This is a genomic window from uncultured Tenacibaculum sp., assembly GCF_947494125.1.
In the GTDB taxonomy this organism is placed as follows: domain Bacteria; phylum Bacteroidota; class Bacteroidia; order Flavobacteriales; family Flavobacteriaceae; genus Polaribacter.
In genome coordinates, this window is record NZ_CANLTU010000005.1 from 142434 (window position 1) to 164438 (window position 22005).

At 28.9% G+C, this 22005-nt stretch carries 17 protein-coding genes; 7 read left to right on the forward strand and 10 right to left on the reverse strand.

Annotated features, from left to right (window positions below):
• Positions 1–18 precede the first annotated feature (18 nt).
• Positions 19–1530, reverse strand: a complete 1512-nt coding sequence (locus tag Q0881_RS10405; protein WP_299159839.1) for an FMN-binding glutamate synthase family protein — start codon at positions 1528–1530, stop codon at positions 19–21.
• Between the two features lie 93 nt (positions 1531–1623).
• A complete protein-coding gene (locus Q0881_RS10410; RefSeq protein WP_299159841.1) occupies positions 1624–1875 on the reverse strand; it encodes a type B 50S ribosomal protein L31 in 252 nt (83 codons plus the stop codon).
• A gap of 185 nt (positions 1876–2060) precedes the next feature.
• On the opposite strand from Q0881_RS10410, the gene Q0881_RS10415 reads away from it, so the two are divergent.
• Together Q0881_RS10415 and Q0881_RS10420 are read left to right on the forward strand one after the other, a co-directional pair.
• Positions 2061–3101: a glutaminyl-peptide cyclotransferase gene (locus Q0881_RS10415; RefSeq protein WP_299159843.1), complete on the forward strand. Its 1041-nt coding sequence runs from the start codon at positions 2061–2063 to the stop codon at positions 3099–3101.
• Positions 3102–3149: 48 nt separating this feature from the next.
• Positions 3150–4649, forward strand: coding sequence for a hypothetical protein (locus tag Q0881_RS10420; RefSeq protein WP_299159845.1), 1500 nt, complete (start codon positions 3150–3152; stop codon positions 4647–4649).
• Here the strand turns inward: Q0881_RS10420 and Q0881_RS10425 are convergent.
• Together Q0881_RS10425 and Q0881_RS10430 are read right to left on the reverse strand one after the other, a co-directional pair.
• Positions 4646–5653, reverse strand: a complete 1008-nt coding sequence (locus Q0881_RS10425; protein ID WP_299159847.1) for a hypothetical protein — start codon at positions 5651–5653, stop codon at positions 4646–4648. The two genes, Q0881_RS10420 and Q0881_RS10425, sit on opposite strands and share 4 nt — an antisense overlap.
• A gap of 70 nt (positions 5654–5723) precedes the next feature.
• On the reverse strand, positions 5724–7007 hold the full coding sequence (locus tag Q0881_RS10430) for an amidohydrolase family protein (RefSeq protein WP_299159850.1): 1284 nt from the start codon (positions 7005–7007) through the stop codon (positions 5724–5726).
• 75 nt (positions 7008–7082) lie between these two features.
• Between Q0881_RS10430 and Q0881_RS10435 the strand changes: the two genes are divergently transcribed.
• From Q0881_RS10435 to Q0881_RS10445, 3 genes are read left to right on the forward strand one after another with little or no spacing between them, the layout of a single operon-like run.
• Entirely contained in the window at positions 7083–7763 is a 681-nt protein-coding gene (locus tag Q0881_RS10435) for an SDR family oxidoreductase (RefSeq protein WP_299159852.1), read from the forward strand.
• Between the two features lie 17 nt (positions 7764–7780).
• Positions 7781–8374, forward strand: a complete 594-nt coding sequence (locus Q0881_RS10440; protein WP_299159854.1) for a SprT-like domain-containing protein — start codon at positions 7781–7783, stop codon at positions 8372–8374.
• An 8-nt stretch (positions 8375–8382) separates the two neighbouring features.
• Positions 8383–9444, forward strand: coding sequence for a mannose-1-phosphate guanylyltransferase (locus Q0881_RS10445; RefSeq protein ID WP_299159856.1), 1062 nt, complete (start codon positions 8383–8385; stop codon positions 9442–9444).
• Positions 9445–9505: 61 nt separating this feature from the next.
• On the opposite strand, the gene lpxK is transcribed toward Q0881_RS10445, so the two are convergent.
• Entirely contained in the window at positions 9506–10540 is a 1035-nt protein-coding gene (gene lpxK / locus Q0881_RS10450; protein WP_299159858.1) for a tetraacyldisaccharide 4'-kinase, read from the reverse strand.
• Positions 10541–10590: 50 nt separating this feature from the next.
• On the opposite strand from lpxK, the gene Q0881_RS10455 reads away from it, so the two are divergent.
• Entirely contained in the window at positions 10591–11685 is a 1095-nt protein-coding gene (locus Q0881_RS10455; RefSeq protein ID WP_299159860.1) for a Nif3-like dinuclear metal center hexameric protein, read from the forward strand.
• A 3-nt stretch (positions 11686–11688) separates the two neighbouring features.
• On the forward strand, positions 11689–12459 hold the full coding sequence (locus Q0881_RS10460; RefSeq protein WP_299159862.1) for a hypothetical protein: 771 nt from the start codon (positions 11689–11691) through the stop codon (positions 12457–12459).
• 445 nt (positions 12460–12904) lie between these two features.
• Here the strand turns inward: Q0881_RS10460 and Q0881_RS10465 are convergent, their stop codons facing one another.
• The 5 genes from Q0881_RS10465 to Q0881_RS10485 all read right to left on the reverse strand — a co-directional run bounded on the left by Q0881_RS10465 (position 12905) and on the right by Q0881_RS10485 (position 21963).
• Positions 12905–14749: a DUF349 domain-containing protein gene (locus Q0881_RS10465; protein WP_299159864.1), complete on the reverse strand. Its 1845-nt coding sequence runs from the start codon at positions 14747–14749 to the stop codon at positions 12905–12907.
• Positions 14750–14837: 88 nt separating this feature from the next.
• Positions 14838–15596, reverse strand: a complete 759-nt coding sequence (locus tag Q0881_RS10470) for a shikimate dehydrogenase (RefSeq protein WP_299159866.1) — start codon at positions 15594–15596, stop codon at positions 14838–14840.
• On the reverse strand, positions 15577–16584 hold the full coding sequence (locus tag Q0881_RS10475; RefSeq protein WP_299159869.1) for a DUF368 domain-containing protein: 1008 nt from the start codon (positions 16582–16584) through the stop codon (positions 15577–15579). Before Q0881_RS10475 ends, Q0881_RS10470 begins: the two co-directional genes overlap by 20 nt.
• A 33-nt stretch (positions 16585–16617) precedes the next feature.
• Positions 16618–17541: a DUF368 domain-containing protein gene (locus Q0881_RS10480; RefSeq protein ID WP_299159871.1), complete on the reverse strand. Its 924-nt coding sequence runs from the start codon at positions 17539–17541 to the stop codon at positions 16618–16620.
• Between the two features lie 12 nt (positions 17542–17553).
• The gene (locus Q0881_RS10485; protein ID WP_299159873.1) at positions 17554–21963 is read right to left on the reverse strand and encodes a translocation/assembly module TamB; all 4410 of its coding nucleotides are present in this window, start codon (positions 21961–21963) and stop codon (positions 17554–17556) included.
• Between the last annotated feature and the right edge of the window lie 42 nt (positions 21964–22005).

Consider the following 22005-nt stretch of genomic DNA (forward strand, 5'->3'; position numbering starts at 1 on the left):
CCTAATTTTAATTACTTCTTAAGAAAAATATATTTTATCTAACGATGAAATATCTCCTGCTTTATTTCTTCTAAAAATATGTTTTGCTTCTATTTCTGAGATCGATTCTTTACCCATTGCTGCAACAACTTCTTTCACTGCATCAATTGTTTTTGAATGATAATTATTAACTCGAACATTCTTATCGCCAACAACCAATGCTTTTACTAAATCATCATCCTGAGTTGCGACTCCAACTGGACAAGTATCTAAGTTACATTCGCGAGCTTGAATACAACCTAAACTTAACATAAAACTACGAGCCATACCAATAACATCTGCACCTAAACCTTTATATTTTACAATATCAAAAGCATCAATTGCCTTACCACTAGCTATAATTTTAATTTCACTTCTTAGTTTGTATTTTTTTAATGTCTTATCTACAAAAGCTAGTCCTTCTAACAAAGGTGTCCCTACATAATTAGAAAACTCTAATGGTGCAGATCCCGTACCTCCTTCTCCTCCATCAACAGAAATAAAGTCAGGATAATTATTTGCCTCAGCAAATGTTTTTATCATTTCTTCTATCTCCTCATTATCTCCTACGCAAAATTTAATTCCTATTGGCTTACCTTCTGATAATTCTCGTACTTTTTGAATAAATGAAATCATCTCTTCAAAATTAGAAAAGGCATCATGACCAGGTGGTGAGTCTACACGAGTATATGGTTCTACTGAACGAATCTTCGCAATCTCTTCTGTATTCTTTTTTGCAGGTAAAATTCCTCCATGACCAGGTTTAGCTCCTTGAGAAAATTTAATTTCTATCATTTTAACTTCTGGTCGGACAGCATTTTTTTTAAAGATATCATCATCAAAAACACGTTTTCCTTCCACACTTTTTCCAGCTCCAAAATACCCTGTACCTACTTGGAAAATTAAATCACCTCCTTGCAAATGGTATGGTGAAATTCCTCCTTCACCTGTATTATGAGCAAATTTCCCCATTTTTGCTCCTTGATTTAATGCCATAATTGCGTTTTTACTCAAAGAACCAAACGACATTGCAGATATATTAATAATAGAGGCATCATATTTTTGAGTACACTTATTAGAACCTATTAACACTCTATTTCCTTTAATATGATGATGATCTTTAGGAAATAATGAATGCTTTACAAACTCGTATCCTTTTTCATATACATTATGTTGCGTACCAAATGGTACTGTTTCTATTTCTTTTTTGGCCCGTTGATATACAATACTTCTCTTTTCTCTATTAATTGGAGTCCCATTTAAATCGTCCTCTATAAAATATTGTTGAATTTTTTCTCGTTCTTCTTCAAATACCCAACGTAAACGAGCTACAACAGGAAATGCACGCATTAACGAATGCTTTTTCTGAATAAAAGCATCATAAATAGCTAATAATGTTACTGCTGAGGCTATGGTTAATAAAATATAATTTCCCATATCTGGAATAAAATAAACTAATACTCCACACAAAACATTAACAACAATAATTATCGTTAAAATGGTATCTCTCATTTTTATGAATTTTACAGGCTAAAATACAAGTTTTTTGACATAAAAAAAGCTCCGACATCAGTCAGAGCTTTTAAATATCTTAGATACTTAAAATTATTTTTTAAATTTCGAGTATTTATTTTTGAACTTGTCAATACGTCCAGCAGTATCTACTAACTTAGACTTACCTGTATAGAAAGGGTGAGAAGTTCTTGAAATTTCTAATTTTATTAATGGATATTCAACACCTTCTACGTCTAAAGTTTCTTTAGTGTTAGCTGTTGAACGAGTTAAAAATACATCTCCGTTAGACATATCTTTAAAAGCTACCATTCTATAATTTTCTGGATGTATTCCTTTTTGCATCTTAAATGACTTTTAAATATTGTTTTAATTATTTATCAAACACTGTAAAAATGGTAAGGTTTTACACTAAAAAATATTTTTAGCTGTTTGAGGCTGCAAATTTAACCATATTTTTTAATTTTCAAACAAATAAATTGTTTTAATTTGTAGTGAAAACGAATAAATTAGAAATCAAACTATAAAATATGCGTGTTTATACATACTTAGCTTTAGCTTTATCAATAGTAACAATAACTTCTTGCAGTGATGCTGGATACAAATTTAAGTTAAATACCTCTAAAAAAACCACATTAGGAAAAAAGGCTGCAATTAAGTTTGAACAAATTAAAGGAGCTAAAATTGATTCTGTTCATTTATTTGTTGACAAGAAGCGTGTTAACAAAAAAGAAACTAGCATCGCTATAAACACTACTGATTTTGGAGTTGGAAAACATACAGTTACTGCATTAGCTTTTTACCCTAATAAATCTAAAAAAGTTAATAGTTCTATTGAAATTTTAGCTAAAAACGCACCTGCTATTTACACTTATAAAATTATTAACACTTTTCCTCATGATAAAAGCGCGTATACTCAAGGACTTGAATATAAAGATGGTTTTCTATATGAAACTACTGGACGTAGAGGTGAATCATCTTTAAGAAAAGTAGATTTAAAAACTGGTGAAGTTTTACAAAAAATAGATTTAAATAAAAAATACTTCGGGGAAGGAATGACCATTTATAACAATAAAATTTATTGGTTAACGTGGCAAGCTCGTAAAGGTTTTGTATATGATTTAGAAACTTTTAAGCAAGTTGGTGAATTTGATTACAACAATAGCAATGAAGGATGGGGGTTAACTCATAACAATAACGAATTAATAAAATCTGATGGAACTAATAAAATTTGGTTTTTAAATACTGATAATCAAAATGAAAAAAGAAGTATTCAAGTTTACACAAATAAATACCCTGTTGATAATTTAAATGAAATTGAATTAATTAATAATAAAATTTATGCTAATAAATGGCAACAAAATTCTATTGTTATTATTAACCCAGAAACTGGAGTTGTTGAAGGTGTAGCTAATTTAAATGGATTAAGAGATATTGTTGCTAAAGACCAAACTTTAGAACCTAGCGATGAAGTTTTAAATGGCATTGCTTACGACAAAGAAAACAACCGTTTATATGTTACTGGAAAACATTGGGGTAAATTATTTGAAATTGAATTAATTAAAAAATAAAAATCTTTATCTTTCGTTTTTGATTAAACTCCTGATGACATTTTATATATGAGATATTCCCTTCAAATTTTATCTATCATTATTTTAATTGTAGTTAGTTCATGTAGAAAAGACTTTAGCACTGTTCCTAACTTTGGTAAACTTCAATTTTCTAAAGACACTGTTTTTTTAGATACTGTATTTACCAATATAGGTTCTGCAACTTATAACTTAAAAGTATACAATAGAGGTAACAAAGCAATTACAATTCCTGAAATTAAATTAGAAAATGGAGTAACATCTAATTATCGTTTAAATGTTGATGGAATACCTGGTAAAAATTTCAATGATATTGATATTTTAGCCAATGACAGTATTTATGTTTTTGTTGAAACTACTGTCGATTTTAGTACAATTACTGATCCATTATATACAGACAAGATATTATTTGACAATGGGAATAATCAACAAGATGTTGATTTGGTTACACTAGTACAAGATGCTAACTTTATTTTTCCTTCAAAAAACAGCATGGGAATAGAAACCTTAACTATAGATGGAAAAGATTCTAAAATACAAGGACGTTTTTTAAAAGATTCCGAATTGACTTTTACTGACCAAAAACCCTATGTTGTTTATGGATATGCTGCTGTTCCTGCAGATAAAACATTAACTATTAATGCTGGAGCTAAAGTTCATTTTCATAAAAACTCTGGTTTAATTGTAGACAAAAAGGGAAGTTTAAAAATTAACGGAACACTAAATAAAAAAGTTATTTTTGAAGGCGATAGATTAGAACATGCTTTTAATACTATTTCTGGACAATGGGGAACAATTTGGATGCGAGCAGGTAGTAAAGAAAATGAAATTAATCATACTTTAATAAAAAACGGAGTTGTAGGTATTCTTGTTGATAGTATTGGTTCAACAACCTCTCCTACACTATCTATTAAAAACTCTGAGATTTACAACAACTCTAATTATGGTATTTTAGGTAGAAACACCAACATTCTTGGAGAGAACCTTGTAATTGGTTCAACAGGACAATCATCATTAGCATGTACTTTTGGAGGCACTTATAACTTTTCCCATTCAACATTTGCTAATTATTGGGGTAATAGTTTACGTCAATTACCAACCGTGTTAGTAAACAACCATGTTACTATTTCTGATAGCAACAACAACGAAACTATCTTAACTAGAGATTTACTAGCCGCAAATTTCACAAATTGTATTATTGATGGAAATAACAATGTTGAATTTATTTTAGACAAAGCAGCTGGAAGTGCTTTTAATTACAACGTTGAGAATTCAATGATTCAATTTAATGATTTTAATAACTCATTTACTAATAATACTGAATTAAACCTGAATGATGTTTCTCATTATCAAAACAATATTTTAAATGGAAAACCTCATTTTAGAGATACTTCTAAAAATGATTTTATTATTGGCAAAGAAAGTGATGCTATAAACAAAGCAAAAGCTTCTTCTATCTCTGAAGATATCTTAGGTATTAATAGAACTACAAATCCAGATATTGGAGCATACCAACATATTACTTTTTAAATGTGTTGTATTAAATTTTGTTTAAATTCATTTTTTTGATCTATAAAAACAGCTAATGAATTTGCTTTTTTTGAAATACCATAAAAACTACTAAATTTAATTTCTTTCTGAAAGTGTATAATTAAATTATGTCCACCAGCACTTCCTATTGGTGAAAAGTATTTTATTGAAGTTTTTTCTGGTAGCTCTTTAGTTGTTAAATCCACTTCTTTTATTTGATCAAAAGGAATTACTGCATTTGCTAAAATTCCAAACTTTAGCACTAATTGTTTTTTCTCAACATCTATATAAACTGGTCTTTTAGCCAAAGAACGTAAAACTGCTATCACTTGTAATGCAGTATAAACACTTAAAATTGCTAAAATAAAAGAGGCTGTTACATTGCCATTTTTTAGCATGGCATGTGTTACAAACATTTCTACCACAACCACTAATAAAAACCCTAGTATTACACTTGTTGCCATACCATCTTTATGGTAGCTATATTCATTTTTTTGAAGCTTTCTTCTTTTCCAGTTTAATAACCCATAATAAACTACAGAAATCTCTGCTGCAAAAACATTTCCAAGACCATAAGGTAAAAATTCATTACAAGCTTGCTGCATAGCATCAAAAAAATCTAGAGAATCATCATTAGATTCTTTAACCTTTTTAATGATTTTTCTTCCATTTACAATAATATAACCTATTAAAAAGAACTCTACCAAAGGCAGCAATATCATTCTTATTTGAACTAACATTTCTTGATTTTCCTTTGGAAGGATAAAACTTGCTATTGCCAATCCTAAAAACGCTACAGTAATTGTGGTTTTATTTGATATTTCTTTTTTTCTAATCAAGAAAAAATACACTAAAGGTATAGTTATTAAAAAATCAGCGATTATAAAGGGGGAAATTCTTGGTATAAAAAAAGATGATTTTACCACTGCTATCAGTGATAAAATCATCAATAAAGGAATTCCAAAAACTATTAAATTACCTTGTAAGTTAATTTTAGTAAACATATACACGCCTTTTTTAATTACTTCTAATTATTAGTCGTTTACATACTTGTTTTGTTACCTTTTTACAAAACTATTTTTGCTTATACACTTTTCCATTTTTCATAACGAAAACTACATTTTCCATTGTATTAATATTTTTAGTTGGATCTTCATTTACAGCAATAATATCGGCAAAAAAACCTTTTTTAAGCTGCCCTATTTCATTTTCCATTTTTAAAATTTTAGCATTTGTAATCGTTGCAGCCTGAATAGTTTCTATAGCTGGCATACCTGCTTCAACCATATAACCGAATTCTTTACCATTATTACCATGTTTAAAAACACCTGCATCTGTACCAAAAGCTATTCCAACACCTTTTTTATATGCTTTAGCAAAAGTTCCTTGAATTTGTGGACCAACTGCTAATGCTTTTGGCACAACTATTTCTGGATAAAAACCTTTCACTTTAGCCTTCTCTTCTACTTCTTTTCCTGCTGTTATGGTAGGAACTAGATAAGCATTGTGTTTTTTCATTAACTCCATAGTTTTATCACTCATATAAGTTCCATGTTCTATAGTTTTAACACCTCCTATAATAGCACGTTGCATACCTTCATCTCCATGTGCATGCGCTGCTACATGCATTCCATAATCTTTTGCCATATCGCATATAGCTTTTATCTCTTCTATTGTAAACTGGGGGTTATCACCACTTTTAGCTACACTAAGCACTCCTCCTGTAGCAGTGATCTTAATACAATCTGCTCCATTTTTATAACGCTGACGTACTGCTTTTTTGGCATCCTCAACACTATTTACAACTCCTTCTTTTGGTCCTGGATTCCCTATTAGTATTCTACTACTTCCATTTGTAGGATCCGCATGACCTCCTGTAGTTGCTAACGATTTCCCTGCTGTAAACACACGTGGCCCTGGTATCTTACCTGCATTTATTGCTTTTCTTATGGCTATATTTACTCCTGTTCCTCCCAAATCACGAACCGTAGTAAATCCATTTAATAATGTGGTTTTTGCAAAGCCAACCGAATTAAAGGCAATATCTGCTTCATTTTTTATATACTTATTTAATCTTGTTTTTGGGCTATGTTCACTTTCAATATGTACATGCATATCTATTAACCCAGGAAGTACTACTTTATCTCTTAAATCAATTGTTTTAGAAGTTTTATCGCGTGGCATAATATATCCGTCAAAAACATTTGTTATTTTATTTCCATTTACAACTAACGTTTGTTTTTCTTTAACAGTTCCTTTTTTTGTATCAATAATTTTTCCACATAAAACATATGTGTTTTGAGCTTTCATAAATAATGTGACACAAATTAGAAGAAAGAATAAACTGATTTTTTTCATGATAAAATATTAAGATTCGACAATAAATGTAACGTTTTTTTATGTAGCTTGCCTTTTAATTTTTCTATTTGCTATATGAAACATATTATAATTACTGGAACTAGTAGAGGGATTGGTTTTGAACTAGCACAACAATTTGCTAATAAAGGACATAAAGTATTAGCCTTGTCAAGAAACACTACTCCATTAGACACTATAAAACATCAAAACATAACCACTATTTCTGTTGATTTATCGAATAGTCAAGGCATAAAAAAAGCTATTGATTTTATAAAAACTGATTGGAAAAAAGTAGATATCTTAATTAACAATGCTGGAAAATTAATTAACAAGCCTTTTAACGAGTTAACTACAACTGATTTTGAAGAAGTATATAAAGTAAATGTTTTTGCTGTAGCAGAATTAACAAAAAATGTACTTCCGTTTATGCAAAAAGGAAGTCATGTAATTACTGTTAGCTCTATGGGTGGAATTCAAGGAAGCATGAAGTTCCCAGGATTAGCAGCATATAGTTCGGCAAAAGGAGCAGTAATAACACTATCAGAATTATTAGCAGAAGAATATAAAGAGCAGCAAATTGCTTTTAATGTATTAGCATTAGGTGCTGTACAAACCGAAATGTTAGAAGAAGCTTTCCCTGGTTATATAGCTCCATTATCAGCAAAAGAAATGGCGAATTATATTTTTGATTTTTCTTTAACAGGTAATAAATTTTATAACGGAAAAGTATTACAAGTATCTAGTTCTACCCCATAAACAACTTATATCAATCTTTGCATAATACTCTTATAAAATATACTCCAGAGAAAGCAGTTCCGTTAGTTATTTATTTAATTAACGAGCATAAAATCAATCTTAAAATTGTAAATCAACGACAAACGAAACATGGAGATTTTAGAACTTTTCCTAACGGTCAAACCCAAATTACTGTTAATAACAACTTAAACAAATATCAGTTTTTACTAACTTTAGTTCATGAGATTGCTCATCATGTTGTTCATAAAAAATTTGGAAGAGTTCAACCTCATGGAAAAGAATGGAAAATGATTTTTCAACACTTAATGCTTCCTTTTTTGCAACCAGAAATTTATCCAAAACAAATTCTTCCTTATTTAGCTAATTACTTTAAAAACCCTAAAGCAAGTACAGATAGTGACCCACAATTATCGTTAGCTTTACGTGGCGGTGAAGCTGAAAATGGAAAAAGTTTTATTTTTGAAATTCCTTTTGAAAGTATTTTTCAATTTAAGAACACATTATATAAAAGAGGAAATAAGCGTAGAACTCGTTATGAATGTTTAAATTTAACAAATAAACGAGTATATCTTTTTAATCAGAATGCAGAAGTACTAATTATAAAAAAATAGCTTTAAACATGAATAACAATTATTACGCTATAGTTATGGCTGGCGGTATAGGTTCACGATTTTGGCCTGTAAGTACCCAAGAGTACCCTAAACAGTTTCACGATATGTTAGGTACTGGAGAATCTTTAATTCAACGAACTTACAATAGAATTAACCAGCTAATTCCTTCAGAAAATATATTAATTGCAACCAATGAACGTTATGAAGACTTGGTATTAGATCAACTACCAAAAACCACTAAAAAACAATTGCTATTAGAGCCAGCAATGCGTAATACAGCTCCTTGTATTTTATATGCTGCCTTAAAAATTTATAATCAGAATCCAAATGCAATTATGTTAGTTGCTCCTTCTGATCATTGGATTGAAAACGAAACTGAATTTTTAAACAACATAGAAACCTCATTTGAAGCTTCAGCTAATAATGATATTCTAATGACTTTAGGTATTCAACCCGATTCACCTAACACTGGATATGGTTATATTCAATTTGAAGAGAACTCAAACAATATAAAGAAAGTAAAAAATTTCACTGAAAAACCAGACTTAGAAACTGCACAACAGTTTTTAGCTAGTGGTGATTATTTGTGGAATGCAGGGATTTTTGTTTGGTCTGCTAAAAGTATTATAAAAGCTTTTAAAGAACATCTTCCTAAAATGGTTTCGATTTTAGACGATGGAAACAATGTATACAATACCGATTTTGAAGACGATTTCATTAAAAACAATTATGAAAAATGTGAAAACATCTCTATTGATTTTGGAATTATGGAAAGAGCAAAAAATGTACATGTTTTGCCTGTCGATTTCGGATGGAATGATTTAGGCACTTGGGGATCTCTTTATAATAAATTAGGAAAAGATTCGCAACAAAACGCAATTGTTGGTGCTAAAACCATTTTTAGAGACGCTAATGGAAATATGATTAGAACTCAAAACGGAAAAAAAGTAGTTATTCAAGGCTTGAATGATTTTATAGTAGTAGAAAAAGATGATGTTATTTTAATTTGCCCCCGAAAAGACGAACAAGATATTAAACAAATTAGCGCCGAAGTTAAAAACAAACTTTAAATTAAATAAAAAACGAAGCTTTAAAAGCTTCGTTTTTTATTTATCTATATATTGATTCTTATTAAATCATTTTTTTTATTTCTTTGATAATAAATTCATTAAATTTTTCTTCTTCAGTTATAAATTGACTTTTTATTGTAATAAAATGTACATTTTTAAGCTTTTTTTCTAATCGCATATAATCTTTCTCTGTTGTTAAGATTATTTTTTTAGTAGAATTTAGCTTTTCAAATTCATTTTCTATTTTTAAAATATCGTTTTCAGTAAAATCATAATGATCGGGATATTTTAAATGCTTATAATTTATTTTTTCTTCTGAAAGGTAGCTTAATAACGAAGTAGGATTCGCTATTCCTGTTACCAACAAAACCTCTATACTTTTTAAATCAGAAATGGCAAATTTTGACACTCCTCCCTTTAAATTTTCATCATAAGAAATACGTGTAAAAAATAATTGCTGATTCTTTCTTAATTTAATTTTTTTCTTAATTTTTTGCTGCTCTATTTCTGATATGCTTTTAGGGCATTTAGTAACAATAATAGCACCTGCTCTACTTGCTCCTCTTTTACTCTCCCTTAAATTCCCTGTAGGTAATATAAAATCGTCAACAAACAAGTCATTATATTTTGTTAATAACACATATGTACTTGCTTTTACTTTTCTATGCTGATAAGCGTCATCTAACAAAACTATTTGTGGTGATTTACTCTCTTTTAACAACTGTTGAATTCCATTAGTTCTATCAGCGTCTACAGACACCGTAATCTCTTCTCCAAATTTTTTAAAAAACTGAAGTGGTTCATCTCCAACATCTGTTGCAATATGTTTAGAATTTACTACTTGAAAACCTTTAGTTTTTCTTTTGTACCCCCTACTTAAAGTAGCTACTCTAAAATCATTTTTTAATAATCTAATTAAATATTCTATTTGTGGAGACTTTCCTGTACCTCCAACACTCAAATTACCAACTGCTATTACAGGAACTTTAAAAGATGTAGACTTTAATATTCCTACATCAAAAAACCAATTACGTATTGAGGTAATTATATCATACAAAATTGCAAACGGAAATAATAAAAATCGAAGTAACTTCATTGTATCAAAAGTAATAAAAATCTTAACTTTGATTCAAGATATTTTATATTATGCAAATAAAAGACATTACAAACTATATTGAAGAATTGGCTCCTCTTTCTTATGCCGAAGATTTTGACAATGTAGGTTTATTAATCGGTAATTATGCTACTGAAGTGACTGGCGTATTAGTTACTTTAGACACTTTAGAAGAAACAGTTAATGAAGCAATTGCTAAAAATTGTAATTTAATTGTTAGTTTTCACCCAATTGTTTTTAGCGGATTGAAAAAAATTAATGGGAATAATTATGTAGAGCGAGTAGTTTTAAAAGCTATTCAAAATAATATAGCTATCTATGCTACACATACGGCCTTAGACAATGTAAACAATGGTGTTTCAGCTAAAATGTGCGAAGTTTTAGGTTTACAAAACTGCAAAACGTTAATTCCTAAAAAAGGTTTAATAAAAAAACTAACTACTTATGTTCCTCTTAGCAGTGCCGATAATGTAAGAGAACAACTATTTAAAGCTGATGCAGGAAACATCGGTAATTATGACAAATGCTCTTTTAATGTTCAAGGTACAGGTAGTTATAGAGGAAATGAAAACTCAAGCCCTACAGTAGGCAAAAAAGGTGAAGAAATTTTTGAAGAAGAAATTTGCATATCTGTTACTTTTAATAGTTTTTTAGAACAACAAATCCTTAATGCTCTTTTTAAACACCATCCTTATGAGGAAGTTGCTTATGAAGTAATTACACTAAACAATACGAACCAAAACATTGGTATGGGAATGATTGGTAATTTACCTTCTGAAATGAATGAAAAAGATTTTTTACTTTTTGTAAAGAATATTTTTAAAACAGATTGTGTTAGACATTCATCATTACTAAATAAAACTATTAAAAAAGTAGCTGTTTTAGGTGGATCTGGAAGCTTTGCCATAAAAAATGCTATAAAAGCAAAAGCAGATGCTTATATTAGTGCAGATTTTAAATATCATGAGTTTTTTAAAGCTGAAAATAAAATATTACTTGCAGATGTTGGACATTATGAAAGTGAGCAGTTTACAAAAAACCTTTTGATTGATTATCTTAGCAAAAAATTTAGTACTTTTGCAATTATTTTAAGCGAAAAGAGTACAAATCCAATACACTATATATAACAGATGGCAAAAAAAGAAGTAACGGTAGAAGAAAAGTTAAGAGCCTTATACGATTTACAGTTAATTGATTCTAGAATTGACGAAATCAGAAACGTTCGTGGTGAATTACCTTTAGAAGTTGAAGATTTAGAAGATGAAGTTGCCGGATTAAATACTAGACTTTCGAATTTAGCTGAAGATGTTAAAAATTTAGATACTGAAATTAGCAACAAAAAATTGTCTATTGACGAATCTAAAACATTAATTGCTAAGTACGAAGAACAACAAAAAAATGTTCGTAACAATCGTGAGTTTGATTCTTTAACTAAAGAGGTTGAATTTCAAGAATTAGAAATTCAGTTATCTGAAAAAAGAATTAAAGAATACAAAGTAAAAATAACTCAGAAAAATGAAGTTATTTCTGGAACAAAAGATAAATTAAAGCAACAAGACAATCACTTATCTCATAAGAAAGGGGAACTTGATGCTATTTTAAAAGAAACTGAAAAGGAAGAGCAATTATTAAGAAAGAAATCTGAAGAATACTCTCAATCTATCGATGCTCATTTATTAACAGCTTACAATAGAATTCGTACTAAAGTAAGAAATGGATTAGCTGTTGTTGCAATTGAGCGTGGTGCCGCTGGAGGTTCTTTCTTTACAATTCCACCACAAGTACAGTTAGAAATTGCTAACCGTAAGAAAATTACAATTGATGAGCACAGTGGGCGTATTTTAGTTGATGCTGCTTTAGCTCAAGAAGAAAAAGAAAAAATTGACAACTTATTTATTTAATTTTTCTTTCAATATATATTAAAAAAAACTCTCGAAAACGAGAGTTTTTTTTTGCTGTTAACTCTTCTTAATTTTAAATTTTATTAAAAAAGATATTTATGGCTACTCAAGTTTGCCCAAAATGCAATGAAGACTCTTTTACATGGTACATTGAGAATCAAATATCAGAACGAACAATCTGGAGTTGTCACAAATGTAACTACCAAGCTTATGAAGATGAATTTCATGAGAAAAATTGTTCAATTTGTAAAAACAAAATCAAAATTAAAGGACAATGAAAAAAATTATTGGTGGTGCTTTACTTGTAAAAAGCTTTACAATTCATGATGAGTATTAAATCACATACTCTTCTGTCCAATCAATAATTCGACCATAGTTTAAAAAAAATTTTACAAAAAAACTCGAACCATACGATTCGAGCTTTTTTATTTATTATTTACTAAAATTAGTAATCTAACCTTTTTAAGTAATCTAATTTTGTTTGCCAAACATCTAACTGGTCTTTAAACTTTTGTATTCCTTTACGTACGTTTTGCACTAATGGATTATCTTCCGTAGCATTCGAAATAAAACTTAAATTATTTTCTAATTGCTGCATATCACGAACAGATTCATCTATTTTTTTACGAATAAAATATTGTTCACTATCTAACTTTCTAAAATCTTCTTGGGCCAAATAAGTCTCTACAGTATTTTTAAACTTCATCATTTCAATATCACTTCTACTCATATTTAAGTTTCCTAAATGAGCATCAATTGCCTTGTTAAATTTCTCATCTAAATGACGTGCATTTCTAGGCAAAGAACCTAACTCCCTCCATTTAACAATATTTTCTTGAACATTCTCTAACGTTAAGTTCTCTGATGTTTTAATTCCCTCTATGAACTCTTTCTTAGCTTCTACAACAGCTAACTGCTCTTTATTTTGTTCATTTTTCTGAGCATGAAGTCTATCGAAATAATAATTACAAGCATTTTTAAAACGTTTCCATATATCATCAGAAAATTTTCTTGGAACATGTCCTATTTTCTTCCAATCAGATTGTATACGTTTCATTGTATTTGTAGCCTCATTCCAATCTTCGCTGTCTTTAATGCTTTCTGCCAACTCAACAAGTTCCATTTTCTTTTTTAAGTTGTCATTCTGAGCGCTCTTCTCCCCTTTATAGAAAACATTTTTAGAACTATTAAATTTTTTTGTTGCTGTTTTAAATTCTTGCCATACTGCCTCACTTTTACTGTAAGGTAACTTACCTATATCAAAGTATTTTTTACGTAGTTTTTCTATTTCAACAATACTTTTTTGCCAATCATTATGCGATTTATTATTTGAAGTGTCAAATGCATTAATTTCAGCAATCACTTCTAATTTCGCATCAATCATTACTTGATACTTAGATTTTAATTCTTTAAAGTATTGATGACGCTTATCGTGTATCTTCTTTGTTGCTTCACTAAATTTACCCCAAACATCTTCTCTATGTTCTTTTCCTACAGGACCTATTTCCTCTTTCCATAAACGGTGCAACTCTTGTAACTCTTTAAAAGCTACATTTACATCAGTTATTTCATTTAAAGATTCTGCTCGTGTTATTAACTTTAATTTTTCTTCTAAATTATGTTTAAAGTCTAACTCTCTAAAATCTTTATTTAAGTGTAATAAATCATAAAAACGCTCTACATGGTGATGATATGTTTTCCATGTATCATTATATTTCGTTTTTGATACCGCCCCTATTGCTTTCCATCTCTTTTGAATTTCTTGGAATTCATTATACATTGTCTTAGGGTCAGCATTTACAATTAATGCTTTTAACTCATCAATTAAAACATTTCTTTTTTCTAAATTTTCTTTTAATTGCTTTTCTAACTGAGAATAATAAGCATCTCTCTTAGATTTGTATTCTCCTAATAATTTATTGTATTCTGATTTTACTGGGCTAGAAAATTGAAAATCGATAGAATTACCTCCTTCAGCTAAAAATGCTTCTTTTTTCTCAGCTAATAAAGCTCCAAACTTAGCATTAAATGCATTTTTTAATGCATCTACATTTGCCTTTAATTGCTGAACTTGATAAGTCTTTATTAACTTACTTAACTCTTCAACCAACTCTTCTTGCTTCATAGAAGCATAATCAAGCATTGGTATTTCATGCTTTTCATCAGCTTTCTCAGCTTCATTTGCAACCTCATTTTCTACTTCATTTACAGCACTTTCGGTTTCTTTTATCACCTCTGCGCTCTCTTCAATAATTGGTTGTTGTAATTTTTCTTCGTTATTTTCTAACATATCTACAATGTTTAAGTTCCTTTAATTTAGATTATAAAGATACGCATTCTTATAAAATACCAAACTTTATTTTAAGTGAATTATAGTTCTACTTATTCCAAATTCTCCATGCCTTTTCTGCCTGTTGTTCTAACATTTCTAGCCCATTTTTTATATCAGCTCCTTTTTCTTTTCCTTTTTTTAAAAATGTTGTCTCTGACGGGTTATATATTAAATCGTATAACAAATGATTTGAAGTTAAATATTCATAAGGTATATCTGGCTTATCATTTATATTTGGATGTGTTCCTAGAGGAGTACAATTAATAATTAATAAACATGACTCTATTAATTCTTTAGATAAAGTATTGTAGGCTATCTCTTTTTTTTCTTTTGGATTTCTTGAAACAAACTTATATTTAATTCCTAAATCCTCTAACACATATGCTACTGCTTTTGAAGCTCCTCCTGTACCTAAAATTAATGCTTTTTTATGGTGCTTTGCTAGCAAAGGTTTTAACGATTTTTTAAAACCATAAACATCTGTATTAAACCCCTTTAATTTTCCTTTTTTTGATATTTTTATAGTATTAACAGCACCTACTTTTAGCGCTTTTTTATCTATTTTATCTAGATAATTAAACACTTCCAATTTATAAGGAATTGTTACATTCATTCCTTTTAAATTGTTTTTATTTTCTTTTATTTTACTTGATAATTCTTTTATTGATTGAATATCAAAATTAATATACTCACTATTTTTTATATCTAAGTCTTTAAACTTTTTTGTAAAATATCCTTTTGAAAAAGAATACGATATGTTTTTTCCTACTAAAGCGAAAAGTTTTTTACTTCCTTTTCCTTCCATAAAATTCTATAATTAAAATTAAAATAATACCTAGTAAAATAAAAGTCATTGAAACCCAAGTTTCCTGTGTTGAAAAATCAGGCATAAAGCGTTCGTAATTTTCAACAATTTTATTTCCATTTCGGTCTAATAAAAATGAATCATTGTTTACTTTATATATAGTTTCCTTCCAAGGCCATACAATACCAAGCGATCCTGTAATAAATCCAATAATAACCGCAGTCACTATCTGATGCCACCTCTTTAAAACATATCCTAAAACATGTGATATCGATACCAGTCCAAAAGCTGAACCTGCTGTGAATACCGAAATTACTTTCAAGTATCTTATTTTAGTTTGATCTTTCAACACCTCAAAATCACCAGATAAAAGGCTCGTAACTACACTTCCTAAAGCATTTACACTATCTACTAAAAGAAGTACATAATTACCTAATAAAATTAATATAAATGAACCTGACAATCCTGGAAGTGTCATCCCTGATACTCCAATAATTCCACAAACAAAAACAAACCAAAGATTATCATTTTCTTTTGCTGGAGTCATAAAACTTATAGCTATTCCAATAGAAGCTCCTATAATTAAAGAAACTACATTCTTCAACCTCCAATCATTAAAATCTTTTGATATATAATATATTGAACCAATAATCATTCCAAAAAACCATGCCCAAACATAGAGTTCATAATTCTTTAAAAAATAATCTAATACTAAAGAAACACTAAAATAACTAAACATACTTCCTAACATAACTAGTGCTAAAAATTGTATGTTTGTATACTGAGCAAAGCTTTTAAATCGCCCATTTAAAAACAGCTTAAATGCCTTTCCGTTTATTCTTTGAAATGTAAAAATAAGTTCTTCATAAAACCCCATTACAAAGGCCACCATACCTCCTGAAACTCCTGGCACCTTGTTAGCTCCCCCCATAGCCAACCCTTTTAAAAAAAGGTTTATCTTTTGCAATAATGTACGTTCGTTATACATTCTTATTCTATTAGGTTCTGTAGTATTTTAACTCTACTGTTGTTTTACTGCTAATTTTTCTAATAATAAAATTAATGAAAACCCTATTACTGCTAATATAGATGCATATAATAATTGAGAATCTCCATCGAAATTGAGTGGAGATACTGACAATTCATTAAAAGGAACTTGTTCTCCATGTGAATTTGTACGATATGTTAAAACTTTTTTCCAAGGCCATATTTTATTTAATGACCCAATAATAAATCCAGTTAAAACTACTAGCGTATAGTTTTTATAATTTGCAAATAAGTATTTTAATACCCTAGAAAAAGATAGTAACCCAATAACTGCCCCTAAACCGACTGCTGCTATAGTTGTATAGTCACGATTGTTAATTGCTGCTAAAACTGGTTTATATGCTCCTAAAAGTACTAAAATAAAAGATCCTGAAATACCAGGTAAAATCATTGCACATATAGCTATAGCTCCAGCAAAAAACATAAACAAAGTTGATGAATTTTCAGACACCAATGGGTTCATCGTTGTTATATAATATGCTAAAACCGCTCCTACAATTAATAAAATAATTGATATAATGTTCCATTTAGTAATCTGCTTAGCTATATAAATTACACTTGCTAAAACCAATCCAAAGAAAAACGACCATAATAAAATTGGATGATTTACTAGTAACCATGAAATTACTTTTGCTAGCGAGACAATACTTATAAATATCCCAACAAAAAGTGATGCTAAAAAATTTCCATTTAACTGCTCCCAAGCAGACTTAAACCCTTTTTCTTTTAAAGTTTTAAATAAACTTAAATTAACATTACTAATTGAACTTAAAAGCTCTTCATAAATTCCTGAAATAAAAGCAATAGTTCCTCCTGATACTCCTGGAACCACATCGGCAGCACCCATAGCAATTCCCTTTAACATAATTACTAGGTAATCTTTACTTGTTCTATTCATATGTAAGTTTGGTTATTCTTTTTTTTTCTTTTTAGATTTAAATCTAATTAATTTATTCTTTTTAGGTGTTATTATAGTATCTTTTTTAACTTCTTTTTTCTTCTTTTTCAACCCTAATTTTTCTCCAAGTTCAGATAAATTATTGAAATTTACTTGATATGAAATACCAATTCCTTGTGTATACCCCTCTTCTTCTGTTGAATATTGTATCTCATTTTGTCTATTAAAAACATTTCCTCTTAAATTTCCTTCTTCATTTAATAACACCTCTACTTTTACCTCTCCTACTACACTCGTTTGTGTATTTGCTCCTACTGGAACTCCTACTTTACCGTTTACAAGAACTCTATCGCTTAGTTGAGTTGAAATAGAAACATCTACTTGATCATCTGATCTTAAATTATCTACATTTCCTCTATCTCCTTGGGTATACCCTAAACCTAACTGAAATTTACTTCCTTTACTATTTAACATATTTGTTAATATATTAGTTGCAATTTCTGATGCTGTACCGGTTAAACCAGAAGCTGCACTATTACCTATAGCATCTTCGTTATAAAATGTTCCAAAAGCTAATAAAAATGAAAAGTGCTGCATTTTTGTATTTAAATCATTTCCATTTAAAACAAATTCTAATTCTGACGCCACTGTTGAATTGGCATTTGGAATCTTTATATCAAACTCTTGTTTTGAATTGAATAAACTTCCTGTAATTTTCGTGTATAAATCAATCGGAATTTTACGATTTGAATTAATGTTATCTAATAATTGAGCTGGATTCGCTTTTGTTTTATATATCGCTGTTAAATTTAATTCTGCATCATAAGGATCTCCGTCCCAAGATATAGTTCCTCCTTTTTGAACATTAAAAGGTTTTGATATTCCTGCATATTTAAAGTTATACAGCCCATTATCAACTGTAAAATCTCCATACATATTAAATTTACCTAAGGTATTTATATCTATTCTTAAATTCCCTTCTCCACTTCCTTTTAATTCACTTCCCGACACTTTATCTATTACAACTTGAGCTAGAGCATCTTTTGTTACGTTTAAATTGATAGTTAAATCTAAACCTTTGATATCTTTTATTGTCTTATTTCTCTCTGCATCTTCAGGCTTCCCTGTTTTAAAACGAATTAGTTTATAATTATCTATAGTCTTAACATCACTAAGAGGTATAACAAATACGGTACCTTTATTAGTACTTCCATTTACAACAATATCTAAATTATTTGTAAGTCCCCTAATTTTGGCATTTCCATTTAAAAACCCGGTTCCATAATACTGAACTTCTTCTTTTTCTTCAGTATCTAAGACTAATAAATTCTTTGTATCTATATCTAAATTTAAATACCAATCTTTAAAATTTTGGTGCGCAATACTTCCTGATAAGGTCCCTTGCGTTTGATGTTTTGTATCTTCAAGTAAAATATTATTCAACTTAAATTCTTGCTTATTTAATACAACACTGGTATTTCCTTTTAGATCAAAATCTACATTTAAATATGGGAAAGTTAATCCCGCATCTTCAAAATTCAAAATACCTTGGAAATCTGGATTATTCAAGTATCCTTTTGCAGTAAAATCACCCGTTACTTTTCCTCTAAGCTTGTTTAATACATTTTCTCCTAAAGGACTAAAAGCCGCAATCTCATATTCTTTTAAAAAGACATTTAAATCTATAATTGGTCTTTCTTTTGAAAAATCTACACCTCCTGTTGCTGAAATGTTCTTAGCTTTTTCACTAATTAAAGAAAGGTTAACATTATATTTTTCATATGAATTATCTCCTGTTACATTTAAAGCTAAATCTCCTTGAGAATAATTATTGATATGAAAGTTTTCAATTAGCAAGTTTCCTTTAGGAGCTAATAATTTATTCTCTTGTTTAAAGTCTATAATTCCATTTAAATTTCCTTTCAATTTCAAGCTATCAACTGGAGGTAAAAAACTGGCCAATTTCACTTTTTCAAAGTTAACTTGTAAATCTTTATAGGTACTATCTCTAACAACTCCTTTAAACTTAATTTTCTGTTTTCCAGAACTAAAAACAAATGGACTTATAGAAAAATTATTTTCTTTTAGATCAAATGCAACTTTATTCTTTTGATCATTTTTCGGATTAATAACCCAATCGAATCCTTTATAATTTAAGGTCGATTTTTGTATTCCTACAACCGATTTTTGCAATTCGTTAATTGTATAATAAAAATCTAGGCTAAAATGTTCAGAGTAATCCTTTCCTCCTTTAAATACCGACTTAAAAAACAACGTATCATTCTGAGTTCTGTTTAACAAGTTTAACTTTTCTATATTATAATATTCTGTATTAATCTTACTTGCTGTTAAGTGGGTATTATATAAAGGATTTTTGTTATCCATCCTTAACACCACGTTCTCAAGAATATTTTTATATGCCTCTATTTCAGGTGAACTGAATGTTAGTTTTAATGCATTCTTATCTGAATTAATTCTTCCTTTTAACCTTGTGTTTTTTCCTATTGATATTTTAGGTAAAAACACATCTATTATTTTATTATAAATTGTAAAATCAAAATCTAGAAACTGGTTTGGTGTTACTTTATTAGGAAGGTAATTTGTGTATACACTACCAAGAGCATTTTGTGTAATAGGTATTAATTCTCCAAAAGAAAACTTCCCTTTCAATTTCCCTTTTACAATATCTTCTGAATCAATTTCAATAGTTTTTATACTGTCTTTTACTGAAGAATTCACTTCAAATCGTTTAAACGGGTAGCTTTGTTTTTGATTTGTATACACTAAATTTTTAAACGTTGCCTTTCCTATTATATCATCGAAAGTATTTCCTGAAATATTTAAATTGACATTTCCTTTTAATTCAGCAATACTATCACGAGTAAATAAGTTTGTCTTTTTTAAATCTATTTTATCAATATTAGCTACAAAATCAAATTTGTTAATCTCAGATGAAAAATCAGCAAGCCCTTCAAATTTTAATTTAAAATTATCATCTTCAGCTTTTAATAGTCCATCGAATTTTTTATTTTGAAACTGACCATTGACTATTAAGTCTTTATATTCATATTCGTTAAAAACTAAGCTACTAACCTTACCTATTAGTATTGTATTTATATTATCTACATTAAATCCACTTCCATTTACATCTGCTTTCAAAGATATTTTACCCAACACGGGGTCATTAGCAAACACACCTAAATCAAAATCTTTAAACTCTACCTCTCCAACATAAGTAGCTTCATCAATATTATCAATATTAGTTAATTGAAGGTCAGAAATTGTAGTTCCTATTTCTGAATCGACCGAAAGTGTTGCATCCATTTGTTCAGGAGTAACTCTAACAATTCCTTGAAGTGTAAAATTACCTAATCTTTGAAATTCTGTAGGTAGTGTTCTTCCTAATAAATTAGGTAATACACTTTTTAATTGAAAATAATTTGCTGTTACATTATCTAAATCTGCATCAAAAACAAAGCCTCTGTTTGTTTTTATAGCATTTACAAATCCCATGTTACCAACAATTCTCATTCCTTTTTTAGAATACAGCTTTACATTGTTTGCACTAAAATTATTTAAAACACCACTAATATCTCCCGTAAAATAAACAATATCATTACCACTTAATTCTTTATATAACTTGCTTAAATCTTTTACAGAAAGTGCACTTTTAGAAAACTTTGCCTTAACATTTACCTTATCGTTAAAGTTTGCGAAATCTTTACGATTATAAGTTAACTTTATATCTCCTTCTATTTTAGATTCATTATTAGTCTCTAACACAGTATTATCAAACTGCATATATTTTTTTGTATAAATAAAATCAGTAGATAAGTTAGATATTTTAACACCTCTATTCTCTGTAAAATACATTTCTCTAATTTTTAGAGAAACATCTGGTCCTATTATTGAAAAGTTCTTTAAATCTCCTCCAGCATTATATGCTGCAAATTCTAAAGGATCTTTTTTATTATCATCGAATAGTTTAAAAGTGAAATTTTTTAATGAGATCTTATCACTATTTAAAACAAATGGATTTGATAAACTATCTCTTGGTTTGCCATCTTCAAAACTATCAATAAAAATAGACATGTTATCATTTTTCTCCCCTTTGTAAGTTCGCATATTAAAATAAGCGCCACTCAAAGAAGCTTCTCCTAAGTTTACACTATTTTCTAAAATACGTTTCGCATTTAAAAGCGAAGTGCTTAAATTTTGAACAAAAATAAGGGTGTCTTTATGATGATCTCGAATCTCAATTCCCTTTAGCTGTACACTACCCAACCAAGATAAATCTACTTTTTTTACTACAATATTAGTATTGTATTCTTTATTAAGCCAATTGGTTGCCTGTTTTGCTAAATTACTTTGAACTACAGGAAGTGATAATAAAATTATAAGCAGGATTAAAAAAAGCAACACGTACTTAAGTAATTTTCCTAATATTTTACCCGCTTTTTTAAT